General features: G+C 64.4%; 13 protein-coding genes. All 13 read left to right on the plus strand.

Going from position 1 to position 13484, the window contains the following annotated elements:
- Positions 1–53: 53 nt before the first annotated feature.
- The 13 genes from AC1DOP_RS19840 to AC1DOP_RS19900 all read left to right on the plus strand — a co-directional run bounded on the left by AC1DOP_RS19840 (position 54) and on the right by AC1DOP_RS19900 (position 13438).
- Complete coding sequence (locus AC1DOP_RS19840) at positions 54–716, plus strand: energy transducer TonB (protein WP_442123442.1); 663 nt, start codon at positions 54–56, stop codon at positions 714–716.
- A gap of 86 nt (positions 717–802) precedes the next feature.
- A complete protein-coding gene (locus AC1DOP_RS19845) occupies positions 803–1741 on the plus strand; it encodes a MotA/TolQ/ExbB proton channel family protein (protein ID WP_477252925.1) in 939 nt (312 codons plus the stop codon).
- A gap of 3 nt (positions 1742–1744) precedes the next feature.
- Entirely contained in the window at positions 1745–2173 is a 429-nt protein-coding gene (locus AC1DOP_RS19850) for an ExbD/TolR family protein (protein WP_442123387.1), read from the plus strand.
- Positions 2174–2238: 65 nt separating this feature from the next.
- The gene (locus AC1DOP_RS19855) at positions 2239–2670 is read left to right on the plus strand and encodes an ExbD/TolR family protein (RefSeq protein ID WP_442123386.1); all 432 of its coding nucleotides are present in this window, start codon (positions 2239–2241) and stop codon (positions 2668–2670) included.
- A gap of 70 nt (positions 2671–2740) precedes the next feature.
- Entirely contained in the window at positions 2741–3970 is a 1230-nt protein-coding gene (locus AC1DOP_RS19860; RefSeq protein ID WP_477252927.1) for a tetratricopeptide repeat protein, read from the plus strand.
- 159 nt (positions 3971–4129) lie between these two features.
- On the plus strand, positions 4130–5101 hold the full coding sequence (locus AC1DOP_RS19865; RefSeq protein ID WP_477252929.1) for a bifunctional riboflavin kinase/FAD synthetase: 972 nt from the start codon (positions 4130–4132) through the stop codon (positions 5099–5101).
- A gap of 89 nt (positions 5102–5190) precedes the next feature.
- Positions 5191–8082, plus strand: a complete 2892-nt coding sequence (ileS, locus tag AC1DOP_RS19870) for an isoleucine--tRNA ligase (protein WP_477252931.1) — start codon at positions 5191–5193, stop codon at positions 8080–8082.
- A 76-nt stretch (positions 8083–8158) separates the two neighbouring features.
- A complete protein-coding gene (gene lspA, locus AC1DOP_RS19875; RefSeq protein ID WP_442123382.1) occupies positions 8159–8683 on the plus strand; it encodes a signal peptidase II in 525 nt (174 codons plus the stop codon).
- 16 nt (positions 8684–8699) lie between these two features.
- Positions 8700–9917, plus strand: a complete 1218-nt coding sequence (gene coaBC, locus AC1DOP_RS19880) for a bifunctional phosphopantothenoylcysteine decarboxylase/phosphopantothenate--cysteine ligase CoaBC (protein ID WP_477253007.1) — start codon at positions 8700–8702, stop codon at positions 9915–9917.
- Between the two features lie 39 nt (positions 9918–9956).
- Positions 9957–10406, plus strand: coding sequence for a dUTP diphosphatase (dut, locus tag AC1DOP_RS19885; RefSeq protein ID WP_477252933.1), 450 nt, complete (start codon positions 9957–9959; stop codon positions 10404–10406).
- A gap of 18 nt (positions 10407–10424) precedes the next feature.
- Entirely contained in the window at positions 10425–11501 is a 1077-nt protein-coding gene (locus tag AC1DOP_RS19890; protein WP_477252935.1) for a M48 family metallopeptidase, read from the plus strand.
- Between the two features lie 156 nt (positions 11502–11657).
- The gene (locus AC1DOP_RS19895) at positions 11658–12566 is read left to right on the plus strand and encodes a DMT family transporter (protein ID WP_477252937.1); all 909 of its coding nucleotides are present in this window, start codon (positions 11658–11660) and stop codon (positions 12564–12566) included.
- On the plus strand, positions 12563–13438 hold the full coding sequence (locus tag AC1DOP_RS19900) for a DNA-3-methyladenine glycosylase 2 (protein ID WP_477252939.1): 876 nt from the start codon (positions 12563–12565) through the stop codon (positions 13436–13438). Before AC1DOP_RS19895 ends, AC1DOP_RS19900 begins: the two co-directional genes overlap by 4 nt.
- The last annotated feature ends 46 nt before the right edge of the window (positions 13439–13484 follow it).

A 13484-nucleotide genomic window follows, 5' to 3' on the forward strand; every position in this document is an offset into this window, starting at 1 on the left:
TGTTTAGTGGGTTTAGTAGCAACAAAAAAGAGATGGTATTGGAGAAATATGGCATGAATTTTTCGCATGAGAAAAACCCCGGGAAGAATTTCACAGGAATAGCCATCGTCGTTCTGTTGCACGTTCTGGTCGCTTGGGCAATCGTTAATGGCCTTGGCACCAAGATCGTCAGCAAGGTGACGGAAGCTGTGGAAACGAAACTGATCGAAGACGTGAAACCGCCGCCACCGCCGGAAACTCCGCCGCCGCCGCCGCCGCCAGAAATGAAGGCGCCGCCGCCGCCGTTCATCCCGCCGGTCGAGGTGCAGGTGCAGCAACCGCCGCCGCCGCAGAACACCATCTCGGCTGCGACCAACACGCCGCCGCCGTCCCGGGACCTGGCTCCGCCCGCTCCTCCGGCAAACCCGGCTCCTTCGGCTCCGCCGTCCAAGGGTCCGAGCCGTACCGAGGCAGTGGCCGACTTCAATACCTGCGCGAAGCCGGAATACCCGAAATCGTCGCTGCGTAACGAGGAAACTGGTATCTCCACTATTTCGTTCCTGATCGGTGCCGACGGTCGGGTGATGGATTCCAAGATCACGAAGTCGAGCGGCTTCCGTGACCTGGACAAGGCAGCTCAGGCAGCTCTGGGTAAGTGCCGCTTCAAGGCAGCAACGGAGAATGGCGTGCCCGTGCAAGCATGGCAGCCGGTGCAGTACGTCTGGACGCTTGAATAAGAGAGACGCTCGTAAGAAAGTCTCAAGTTTTAAATTTCGTTGTCATTTGTTCAGCGAACTGTTCATTTTAAATTTTTGGAGGAAGCATGTTTAAGAATACCCGTTTGTCCGCTCTCCTGGCGGCAGTCCTGTTCTCGGTAACGGCAGCATCGGCCCTGGTGTCTGCACCGGCCTTCGCTGACGCACCAGCAGGCGCCGCAGCTCCGGCGGCAAGCGCACCGGCCGCCGACGCAGCAGCTCCGGCTGCCGACGCAGCAGCTCCGGCTGCCGACGCAGCAGCTCCGGCTGCCGCTCCGGCCGCCGAAGGCACCAAGGAAAAGGTCGAGAACCCGTACGGTCCCGCAAAAATGTGGGCAGAAGGCGACTTCGTCAACAAGGGCACCATCATCATCCTGTCGCTGATGTCGATCGGTTCGTGGTACATCATCATCACCAAGCTGCTGGACCAGGCCAAAGTGATGCGTCAGTCGAAGGAAACCACCCAGAAGTTCTGGAAAGCTCCGTCGATCGCTGCCGGCTCGGCACAACTGAAGGATGGCTCGCCGTTCCGCTTCATCGCTGAAACCGGCACCAAGGCAACCCAGCACCACGACGGCGCCCTGCTCGAGCAGATCGACCTGTCGACCTGGGTGACCATGCAGATCCAGCGCGCCGTGGACAAAGTCCAGTCGCGTCTGCAGGATGGCCTGTCGTTCCTGGCAACCGTCGGTTCGACCTCGCCGTTCATCGGTCTGTTCGGTACCGTCTGGGGCATCTACAACGCACTGACCGCTATCGGTATGTCGGGTAACGCCTCGATCGACAAGGTTGCAGGTCCGGTCGGTGAAGCACTGATCATGACTGCATTCGGTCTGTTCGTCGCAGTTCCGGCAGTTCTGGGTTACAACTGGCTGGTTCGCCGCAACAAGGCAGCCATGGAAGACATCCGTTCGTTCAGCGCCGACGTTCACTCGGTCCTGATCTCGGGCGCAATGTCGACCTCGGAAGCTGGTCGCGCGGCAGCGAGCGCCAAGAAAGTGGGATAAATTATGGCAATGAGTGTCGGCTCCGATTCCGGAGATGAAGATACCGTGATGTCAGAGATCAACACGACGCCGCTCGTCGACATCATGTTGGTTCTCCTGATCATCTTCCTTGTCACCAGCCCGGTGGTCCTGAAGTTGAAGAATGTCCACCTGCCGATTGAAGCGAACCAGGTCACCAAGACCAAGCCGGAAGACATCAACATCACTGTGACCTCCGAAGGCGAGATGTACTGGAATCAGAAACACATCGCTAACACGGATGAACTGTTCAAGTTCTTCGCGGAACAGTCGGTGAAGGTGCCGCAGCCTGCAGTCAAGATTCGCGGCGACCAGACCACCCGCTACGAAGCGATCGGCCGGGTGATCTATACGGCACAGCGTGCTGGGGTACAGAAGGTCGGTTTCATCATCGAACCGCCTGACAAGGGCTAAACCCCTCGGTAGCGCCGGGCTAGCCCGGCGCTACCGCCGTGCCCCGACATTTGAAAGGAAACACCATGGGTATGAACGTAGGTGGCGGCTCCGCCAGGAACGCAGAGCCGGAAGCAATGATGGAAATGAACATGACGCCGCTGATCGACGTCCTGCTCGTTCTCATCGTTATGATGATCATCACGATTCCGAAGCAAAACCACTCGGTCAATCTGAACATGCCGGTTGGCACCCCGCCGCCGCAGACGGAAAAACCGCAAGTGGTCACGATCGACGTGGACTTCGACGGCACCATCCTCTGGGATGGCCAAGCGATTCCTGATCGTGCAACTCTGGAAGCCAAGATGAACAGCATCGCTGCAATGCCTAACCAGCCGGAAGTGCATCTGCGTCCGAACAAGCTGGTTGAGTACAAGGCGGTTGCTGGCGTCATGGCGACGGCGCAGCGCCTGGGCGTTACCAAGATCGGTATGGTCGGTAACGAACAGTTCCAGTAAAGTCACTTTGGCTATAATGAACACGGCAGGGATTCCCTGCCGTGTCTATTTTGAAGGAAGAAATCTAACAATGTCCAAGTTCCGCCTCGCACATCTCGGCCTCGCACTGGCCGCACTCGGATTCACCGCTGCCGCTCCCGTGGTTGGCCTGGCTCCGGCTTACGCCGCCGAAACGGTCCGTCCGGAAATCGGCAAACCGCTGCAGCAAGCCCAGCAACAGATGAAGTCGGGCAAGAACAAGGAAGCTCTGGCGACACTGCGCCAGCTCGACAGCGTCAGCGGCAAATCCGCCAACGAAACCTATCTGATCGAAATGACCCGTCTCGGCGCCGCCGTGCAGGCCGGTGACTACGACACCGCCGCCAAGGCCTCCGAGACCCTGCTCGCCTCCGGCAAGCTGTCCGCCGCCCAAAAATCGCAGGTTTCCGAAGGCCTGATTGGCATCTACATGCGTGCCGGCGACCTGAACAAGGCGAATGCCGCGATCGAGAAGCAGCTGAAAGAGCGTGACGATCCGAAACTACGCGCCTACCTGCTGCAGAACTACTACAAGCAGGGCAACGTCGCCGCGCTGGAAAACGAGCTGCGCGCCGCCGAGAAGCGTGGTTCGCTGAGCGAAGACCAGCTGGGCATGCTGGCCAACATCCAGCTCAAGAAGAACGACAAGGCCGGCTACGTCAACACCATCGAAAAACTGGCAGCCAACTATCCGAAAGCCCAGTACTGGACCGACCTGCTGAACCGCGTGCAGAGCAAGCCGGGCTTCGCGAGCCGCCTGTCGGTGGACGTCTACCGCCTGAAACTGGCCAACAACCTGATGAAGAAGCCGAGCGAGTTCATGGAAATGGCCCAGCTCGTTCTGCAATCGAAAGCGCCGGCTGAAGCCGTGAAGGTCGTCGACAAGGGCTACAAGGCCGGCGCCCTGGGCACGGGTCCGGATGCCGATCGTCACCAGCGCCTGAAGGACCTGGCCGAGAAGAACCTGGCAGAGCAGAACAAGAACCTGGCCACCACCGAAGCCGACCTGACCAAGCTGGGCGACGAGGACGGCCTGCTGGCCCTGGGCTACGCCCTGGTGCAGGCCGGCCAGGCCGACAAGGGCCTGAAAATGATGGAAGCCGCCATCAAGTCGGGCAAGCTGAAGTATCCGGAAGATGCCAAGCTGCACCTGGGCGAGGCCTATGCTGCCGCCGGCAAGAAGCAGCAGGCCATCAACACGTTCAAAACCGTGGGCGGCAAGGATGGCACGGCCGACCTGGCCCGTTACTTCATCATGGCGATCAACAAGCCGGCGGCCTGAGCCCCGACTTTCTTCCCGCATCGCTGAAAAGCGCCGCCCTGCCCTGCAGGCGGCGCTTTTTTCTTTCCCACGGTCATATACGGCATTCAGGGCATTGCGCTGTGCAACATGCCCTTTGCCGTATAATCTGGTATTTCGCCTCGGAGCACGAATCATCCAATGAAGGTATTTCGCGGACTTCCCAACGACAGGGCGCGCGCCCCTTGCGCACTCACGATCGGCAACTTCGACGGTGTCCACCGCGGGCACCAGGCGTTGTTGGCGCACGTGACCGCGGCCGCACAGCGCCTTGGACTGGAGTCCGCCGTGATGACCTTCGAGCCGCATCCGCGCGAATACTTCGCCCGCCGGGCAAACGACCTGTCGAAGGCGCCGGCCCGCATCGCCAACCTGCGCGACAAGCTGGAATCGCTATCCGATGCCGGCGTCGACCGCGTCATCGTCGAGCATTTCAATGAGCACTTCGCCTCGATGTCACCGAGGGAATTCACGGAAAAGGTGCTGGTCGAAGGCCTGCACGTGAAGTGGCTGATGGTCGGCGAGGACTTCTGCTACGGCGCCCGCCGCGCCGGCAATGTCGCCCAGCTGCTTGAAGCCGGCAAGGAATACGGCTTCGAGGTGCACAGCCTGCCCGCCGTGCTGCACGACGCCACCCGGATCTCGTCCTCGGCCGTGCGCGCCGCGCTGGCGGCCGGCGATTTCGACGCCACCCGCGCCCTGCTCGGCCATCCCTATTCGATGTCCGGCCACGTGATCCATGGCGCCAAGCTCGGCCGTACGCTGGGCTTCCCGACACTGAACCTGCGTGTCGCCCACCGCCCGGCCCTGGCCGGCATCTTCGTGGTGCAGGTACATGGCCTGGCGGATCAGCCGCTGCCGGCCGTCGCCAGCCTGGGCGTGCGCCCGACCGTCGAGGATGCGGGCCGCATGCTGCTCGAAGTCCATGTGTTCGACTGGAACCAGCCCTGCTACGGCAAGCTGGTGCGCGTCGAATTCCTGAAGAAACTGCGCGACGAAGAAAAATACATCGACCTGCCGACCCTGACCGCGGCAATCGACCGTGACGCCCAGCAGGCACGGGCCTGGTTCGCCCAGCGCCGCGCTGCCCTCACCGCCACCGACCGAATTTGAACGTGAACGACCCCGGCCATGCCGCCTGACGCGGCGTGGCCCGCTCTACACGCTTCACGCACAACAGCAGTCCACTTTAGAAAAATCCTATGTCCGATACGAAGAACGGCCCGAAAGGCGCCAAACAAGGGGGCAACAAGCCCGACAGCAAATATCCGGTCAACATGACCGATACCGCCTTCCCGATGCGCGGCGACCTCGCCAAGCGCGAACCGGGCTGGGTCAAGCAATGGCAAGAGAAAAAGATTTACGAGCGCGTCCGCAAGGCGGCTGCCGGCCGTCCGAAGTTCGTGCTGCACGACGGTCCGCCCTACGCCAACGGTGACATCCACCTGGGCCACGCCGTCAACAAGATCCTGAAGGACATGGTCGTCAAATCGCGCACCATGGCCGGTTTCGACGCGCCCTATGTGCCGGGCTGGGACTGCCACGGCATGCCGATCGAGATCCAGATCGAAAAACTGTACGGCAAAAATCTACCGACTGCCGAAGTTCTTCAGAAAGCCCGCGCCTACGCCCTCGAGCAGATCGACCGCCAGCGCGCCGGCTTCATCCGCCTGGGCGTGCTGGGCGAATGGGACAATCCCTACATGACCATGGCCTACGGTAACGAGGCCGACGAACTGCGCGCCCTCGGCACGCTGCTGGAAAAGGGTTACGTCTACCGCGGCCTGAAGCCGGTGAACTGGTGCTTCGACTGCGGCTCGGCGCTGGCCGAGGCAGAGGTGGAATACCAGGACAAGCGCGATCCGGCGATCGACGTCGGCTTCCCGTTCGCGGAACCGCAAAAGCTGGCCGCCGCTTTCGGCCTGGCCGAACTGCCGGCAGGCGACGGCTTCATCGTGATCTGGACCACCACCCCGTGGACCATCCCGTCGAACCAGGCGCTGAACGTGCACCCGGAAGTGACGTATGCGCTGGTGAAGACCGAGAAGGACGGCAAGCCGGTCCTGCTGATCATCGCGAAAGACCTGGCGGAATCCGTCCTGCAGCGCTACAAGCTGGAAGGCGAGATCGTCGCGACCACCGAAGGCGCCAAGCTGGAAGGCATCCGCTTCAAGCACCCGTTGCACAAGGCCGATCCCTTCTACGACCGCACTTCGCCGGTCTACCTGGCCGATTACGTCACCACCGACAGCGGCACCGGCGTGGTCCACTCGGCCCCGGCCTACGGCCTGGAAGACTTCCAGTCCTGCAAGGCGCACGGCATGAAGGATGACGAGATCCTGAAACCGGTGATGGGCGACGGCCGCTTCGCCTCGACCCTGCCGCTGTTCGGCGGCATGACGATCTGGGAAGCCAGCAAACCGATCTGCTCCGCCCTGACCGAAGCGCGCGCCCTGTTCGAGCTGAAGATGTTCGACCACAGCTACATGCACTGCTGGCGCCACAAGACCCCGATCGTCTACCGCGCCACCAGCCAGTGGTTCGCCGGCATGGACGTCCTACCTGCGGACGGCGGCCCGACCCTGCGCGAGACCGCGCTGGCCGGCATCGACGCCACCAAATTCTTCCCGGACTGGGGCCAGGCGCGCCTGCACGGCATGATCGCCAACCGTCCGGACTGGACCCTGTCGCGCCAGCGCCAGTGGGGCGTGCCGATGGCCTTCTTCATCCACAAGGAGACCGGCGCGCTGCACCCGCGCACCCCGGAACTGCTGGAGCAGGTGGCCAAGCTGATCGAAGCGAACGGCATCGACGCCTGGCACCAGCTCGACCCGCGCGAGCTGCTGGGCGATGACGCCGAGATCTTTGAGAAGAACCGCGACACCCTGGACGTCTGGTTCGATTCCGGCACCACCCACCAGACCGTGCTGCGCGGCTCGCACAAGGAACAGCTGGCCTTCCCGGCCGACCTCTACCTGGAAGGCTCGGACCAGCACCGCGGCTGGTTCCACTCCTCGCTGCTGACCTCGTCGATGCTGAACGGCCGTCCGCCGTACAAGGCGCTGCTGACCCACGGCTTCACCGTCGACGAAAACGGCAAGAAGATGTCGAAGTCGCTGGGTAACACGCTGGCGCCGCAGAAGATCTCGGATACGCTGGGCGCCGACATCCTGCGCCTGTGGGTGGCCTCGACCGACTATACCGGCGAGCTGTCGATCGGCGAAGAGATCCTCAAGCGCGTGACCGAGTCCTACCGCCGCATCCGCAACACCCTGCGCTTCCTGCTGGCGAACACCTCGGACTTCGATCCGGCCAGGAACGCCGTGCCAGTGGCCGAGATGCTGGAGATCGACCGCTACGCGCTGGCCGAGACCGAGAAGCTGCAAGCCGACATCGCAGCCCATTTCGAACGCTACGAGTTCCACCCGGTGGTCGCCCGCCTGCAGAACTTCTGCTCGGAAGACCTGGGTGGCTTCTACCTCGACATCCTGAAGGACCGCCTGTACACGACCGGCGTCGACTCGCTCTCCCGCCGTTCGGCGCAGACCGCGCTGTGGCATATCGCGCACGCCCTGCTGCGCATCATGGCGCCGATCCTGTCCTTCACCACCGAGGAAGCCTGGGCCGTGTTCGCCGGCGAGAAAGCCTATGCGGAAAGCGACGAGACGATCTTTACCCAGACCCTCTGGAACTTCCCGGAGATCGCCGGCCGCGACGCCCTGGTGGCCAAGTACGCCCTGCTGCGCGCGGTGCGTGCCGACGTCACCAAGCAGCTCGAGGAAGTGCGCGCATCCGGCGCGATCGGCTCCTCGCTGCAGGCGGAACTGGCGCTCAAGGCCACCGGCGAGAAGTACGACGCGCTGGCCAGCCTGGAAGACGACCTGAAGTTCGTCTTCATCACCTCGCAGGCGGGCGTCGAGAAGGTCGATGACGCGGCCCAGGAAGCGGTGACCGTGACCCCGTCCGAAGCGGAAAAGTGCGAGCGCTGCTGGCACTACCGCCGCGACGTCGGCCACGACCATGCGCATCCGGGCCTGTGCGGCCGCTGCACGAGCAATCTGTTCGGCAGCGGTGAGCAGCGCCGCTTTGCCTAAGCATTGAGAAGCCGCCGCCCGCATGCGGTCCGACAGGGCCGCGCGGGCGGGCACCCCCTCCCTCATCGTCCAAGCCATGGCCACAAAAAAAACCAAACCAAGCTTCACCGCCGTCAAATCCAGCTCCGGCGCCAGCCTCGCGCCCTGGATTGGCATTGCCTTCATCGTGATCCTGCTCGACCAGATCAGCAAGATCACCATCACCCGCACCTTCATGCACGGCGAAGAGAAGCCGATCACCAGCTTCTTCAACCTGGTGCTGGCGTATAACCCGGGCGCCGCCTTCAGCTTCCTGTCCAACCAGGGCGGCTGGCAGAAGTACTTCTTCGCCGGCATCGCCATCGCCGCCGTGGTATTCATCATCTACCTGCTGCGCAAACACGCCGGCCAGCGCATGTTCTGCTGGGCCCTGGCCCTGATCATGGGCGGCGCGCTGGGCAACCTGATCGACCGCCTGGCCTACGGCCACGTGATCGACTTCCTCGATTTCCACCTGTCCGGCGTCGGCCACTTCCCGGCCTTTAACATCGCCGACAGCGCGATCACCATCGGTGCGGTCCTGTTCATCTTCGACGAACTGCGCCGGGTGAACAAGCACTAAGGAGCTTCCCATGAGCATGGACCTGAAGGGCAAGAAGATCGTCCTCGGCCTGTCCGGCGGCGTGGCCTGCTACAAGGCCGCGGAACTGTGCCGCGCCCTGGCCAAGGAAGGCGCGAGCGTGCAGGTCGTGATGACCGATGCCGCCACCCACTTCATCGGTCCGGTGACGATGCAGGCCCTGTCCGGCCGCACCGTCTACACCGACCAGTGGGACGGCCGCGTCCCCAACAACATGGCCCACATCGACCTGACACGCGACGCCGATGCGATCCTGGTCGCGCCCTGCTCGGCCGACTTCCTGTTCAAGCTGGCCCACGGCGCCACCGACGACCTGCTGTCGACCCTGTGCCTGGCGCGCCCGCACCAGGTGCCGCTGCTGGTGGCGCCGGCCATGAACGTCGAGATGTGGGAAAAGCCGGCGACCCAGCGCAACGTCGCGCAGCTGCGCGAAGACGGCGTGCAGATCTTTGGTCCGGCCGCCGGCTCCCAGGCCTGCGGCGAGACCGGCATGGGCCGCATGCTGGAGCCGCACGAGCTGCTGGAAGAGCTGGTGGCCTCGTTCCAGCCCAAGGTCCTTGCGGGCAAGCGCGTGCTGATCACGGCCGGTCCGACCTACGAGGCGATCGACCCGGTGCGCGGCATCACCAATCTGTCGTCCGGCAAGATGGGCTATGCGGTGGCGCGCGCCGCGCGCGAAGCCGGCGCCGAGGTGACCCTGGTATCGGGTCCGACCGCGCTCGACACGCCGCACGGCGTGCGCCGCATCGACGTGCAGAGCGCCCGGCAGATGCTGGACGCCGTCATGGCGGGCATCGCCGGCCAGCACATCTTCGTCGGCGTGGCCGCGGTGGCAGACTGGCGCGTCGAGAATGCCAGCGCGCAGAAGATCAAGAAGGACGGCAGCGGCACGCCGGAGCTGCAGTTCGCGCAGAATCCGGACATCCTCGCGACCGTCGCCGCCACCACCTCGCTGAGCGGCTGGCCCTACTGCGTCGGCTTTGCCGCCGAGTCGGAAAACCTGGTCGAATACGGCGCCGCCAAGCGCGAGAAGAAAGGCATCCCTTTGTTGGTCGGCAATATCGGCCACCATACCTTCGGGCAGGATGAGAATGCCATCGTCCTGTTCGACGACAGCGGCCACACCGTGCTGCCACAGGCGGGCAAGCTGCAGCTGGCGCGCCAGCTGGTCTCGGAAATCGCCAAGCGCCTCGAACAGCGGTCGCTGCTTACCTGATCCACCCATCAACGCTTCACGCTCCACGCATCACTCTCCATGAAACAGATCGACCTCAAGATTCTCGACCCGCGCATGAAGGACTTCCTGCCCGCCTACGCCACCGGCGGCAGCGCGGGCCTGGACCTGCGCGCCTGCATCGATGCGCCGCTCGTGCTCGAACCGGGCCAGACGGTGCTGGTGCCGACCGGCCTCGCCATCCACATCGCCGACCCGGGCCATGCGGCTATGATCCTGCCGCGCAGTGGCCTCGGCCATAAGAACGGCATCGTTCTCGGCAATCTGGTAGGCTTGATCGACTCCGATTACCAGGGCCAGCTGATGGTATCGACCTGGAACCGGGGCCAGTCCACGTTCACGCTGCAGCCGATGGACAGGCTTGCGCAGCTGGTCGTGGTTCCCGTCGTTCAGGTTGGTTTCAACGTCGTGGAGGAGTTCGCATCGAGCGACCGGGGCGCCGGAGGATTCGGCAGCACCGGCAAACAATAAACCAGACATGAGGAGCACATGAGCGCCAATCGCTTCGCGGCTGCATTCGCCACATCCATCGCCCTGCTGTTGACCGGCTGCGCCACCCAGGCACCGCAGCAGCCAGGAACGGTACCGCGCGTCGTCGAACGCACGCCCGAGGCGCCTGTCCTGAACCCGCAGATGGCCGCCGCCGCCGACACCCTGACCAGGATGGCGGACCTGCAAAACCGCCTGTACAAGGTGGCCGCTCCCCTCCTCATCCAGAACGCCGAACTGTGCAAGGGCCAGGCCAGGGCTCTGCTCGGCTTTACCGCCAAGAACCGCTGGTCCTACCCGGGCGACTACAACGAGGCCGCGCATGTCGCCTTCGGCATGGACGAACGCCTGCAGGTGACCAGCGTGCTGGCCGGCAGCGGCGCCGCCAAGGCCGGCCTGCAGACCGGCGACGTGCTGCTCTCCGCCGGCGGCAAGCCGCTGCCCACCGGCCAGCACGCGCTGAGCCAGGCCGGCAGCATCTTCGGCAAGATCATCGCTTCCCAGGCCACGCTGCCGATGACGGTGGAACGCCACGACAGCGAGCGCCAGCTCTCGATTCCGGTCACGCGCGCCTGCGCCTTCGCGATCGAACTGGGCAACGCCGACAACGTCAACGCCTATGCCGACGGCTCGCGCGTGCTGGTCACGCGCGGCATGATCAACTTCACGCGCAACGACGAGGAACTGGCCTACGTGCTGGCCAAGACCATGGCCCACAACATGCTCGGCCACGCCGCCGCCCAGCGCAACGTGTCGACCATCGGCAGCATCATCGACAACCTCAAGAGCGTCACGCCGGACACTTCGATGCTGATCGGCAGCGGCGGCGTCAAGGCCATGCCGCCCGAGATGGATGCCGCCGCCGACCGCCTCAGCCTCTACCTGGCCGCCCGCGCCGGCTACGGCATCGACAACGCCGACAATTTCTGGAAGCGCCTGAACGAAACGCATCCGGCCACGGTGCTGAACGGCTACAGCGCCAACCACCCGGCCATCGCGGCACGCCTGGCGGCGATCGAGAAGGCGCAGGCGGAAATCAAGGCCAAGAAGGCGGCGAAGAAGGCCATGGTGCCGTAAGCCTGTAACCGTCATTCCCGGGCCGTCAGCAGCTGCCCAGCATTTTTTGTATCATTGCCAGTTCCCCGCCGCACTTTCCAATTCGGCAGCAAGAAACGGAGAGCCTTCGGCGCCGCATCAGGCCATCATGCCTGACGCTTCACACGGAATAACGCAATGAACACCGCCAACCTGCTGCGCCTCATCTCCCTTGCCGCCATCTGGGGCGGCTCCTTCCTCTTCATGCGCATCAGCGCCCCCGTGCTGGGGCCGGCGGTGCTGATCGAGTTCCGCGTGCTGTTCGCCGCCCTGTTCCTGGCCGCGGTCGGCTTCGTGCTGAAGAAGCGCCTCGACCTGCGCGCCAACTGGAAACATTTCTTCATCCTCGGCTTCTTCAATTCCGCCCTGCCCTTCCTGCTGTTCGCGTTCGGCGCGCGCACCCTGTCGGCATCGGTGCTGTCGGTGCTGAACGCCACCGCGCCGATGTGGGGCGCGATCGTCGGCGCGATCTGGACCCGCCATGCGATCGGCCTGCGCACCGCCCTCGGCCTGCTGCTGGGAACGGCGGGCGTGGCCCTGCTGGTCGGCTTCGATCATGTCTCCAGCAAGCCGGGCGCCGGCCTGGCCGTGGCCGCCGCCCTCGTGGCCGCGCTGAGCTACGGCATCGCCAGCCAGTATGCGCGCTCGGCGAAGAGCGTCGAACCCTTCGCCAACGCCCACGGCACCATGTGGACCTCGAGCCTGATGGTGCTGCCGGCCCTGCCCTTCTTCCCGATGACGGGCACGCCGACACCAGGCATCGTCGGCGCGGTCGTGGCACTGGGCGTGCTGTGCAGCGGCATCGCCTATATCCTCTACTTCCGCCTGATCGAGGAAGTCGGCACCACGTCGGCCCTGACGGTGACCTTCCTGAACCCGGTTTTCGGCATCCTGTGGGGCGCCCTCTTCCTCGGCGAGACCATCGGCTGGTACACCATCGCCGGCTCCGCCATCGTGCTGCTCGGCACCGCCCTGGTGACGGGCTTCGTGCCGCGCTTCAGCCGCGGCGCGGAGCGGCGCTCCACTGCACCGGCAGCAGGTAAATGAGCCGCTTCGAACTGGCCATCGCGCTGCCGCCGGACTACCGCCGGCAGGACGTCTTCACCTTCCACGGCCGTGACGCCGAAGGCCTGGCCGAGCGCATCGACGCCCGCACCATCCGCAAGGGCGTGATGGCCGACGGCGTGCCGGCGGTGCTCGGCATCGACCTGGGTACGCATCCGGACCGGGCCCTGTGCACGGTCGACATCGATGCCGCCCGGCTGCCGGCCCAGGTGGAGGGCATGCTGCTCAACGTGCTGGGCCTGCGCATCGATCCCTCTCCCTTCGAGGCGCAGGTAGCGGACGATCCCCTGTTCGCGCCGCTGGTGGCGCGTGAGCACGGGCTGCGCGTGATCCAGTCGGCCAGCGTCTTCGAAGCCCTGAGCTGGGCCGTCATCGGCCAGCAGATCAACCTGGCGTTCGCGATCTCCCTGCGCCGCACCTTCATCTCGCTGGCCGGCTGCGCGCACCCGGACGGCCTGTGGTGCTATCCTGACGCGGAGGATGCGGCCCGCCTCGACCTCGACCAGCTCACCAGCCGCAAGTTCTCGCGCGCCAAGGCCGAGACCCTGCTGCGGCTGGCGCGCCTGCTGGCCGACGGACTGCTTCCCCTGGACCGCGATGCCGATCTGCACGAGGTCGGCGAGCGCCTGCTGGCGGTAAAGGGCATCGGTCCCTGGACCGTGAATTACGGCCTGCTGCGCGGCTATGGCTTTGCCGATTGCTCGCTCGAAGGCGACGTTGCCGTGCGGACCGCCATCGCCCGCCTGCTCGGCACGGCGGAACGCCCGAACCTGGCGGAAGCCGCGGCCTTTCTCGCCAACTACCGCCCGCATCGCACCATGGCCGCGGCCCACCTGTGGGCGAGCCTGAGCTAACACAAGGCGGCGGCATCCCGCCTGGTGAGACTGATGAGGTCGTCAG

This window comes from Massilia sp. 01N410 (genome assembly GCF_056399665.1).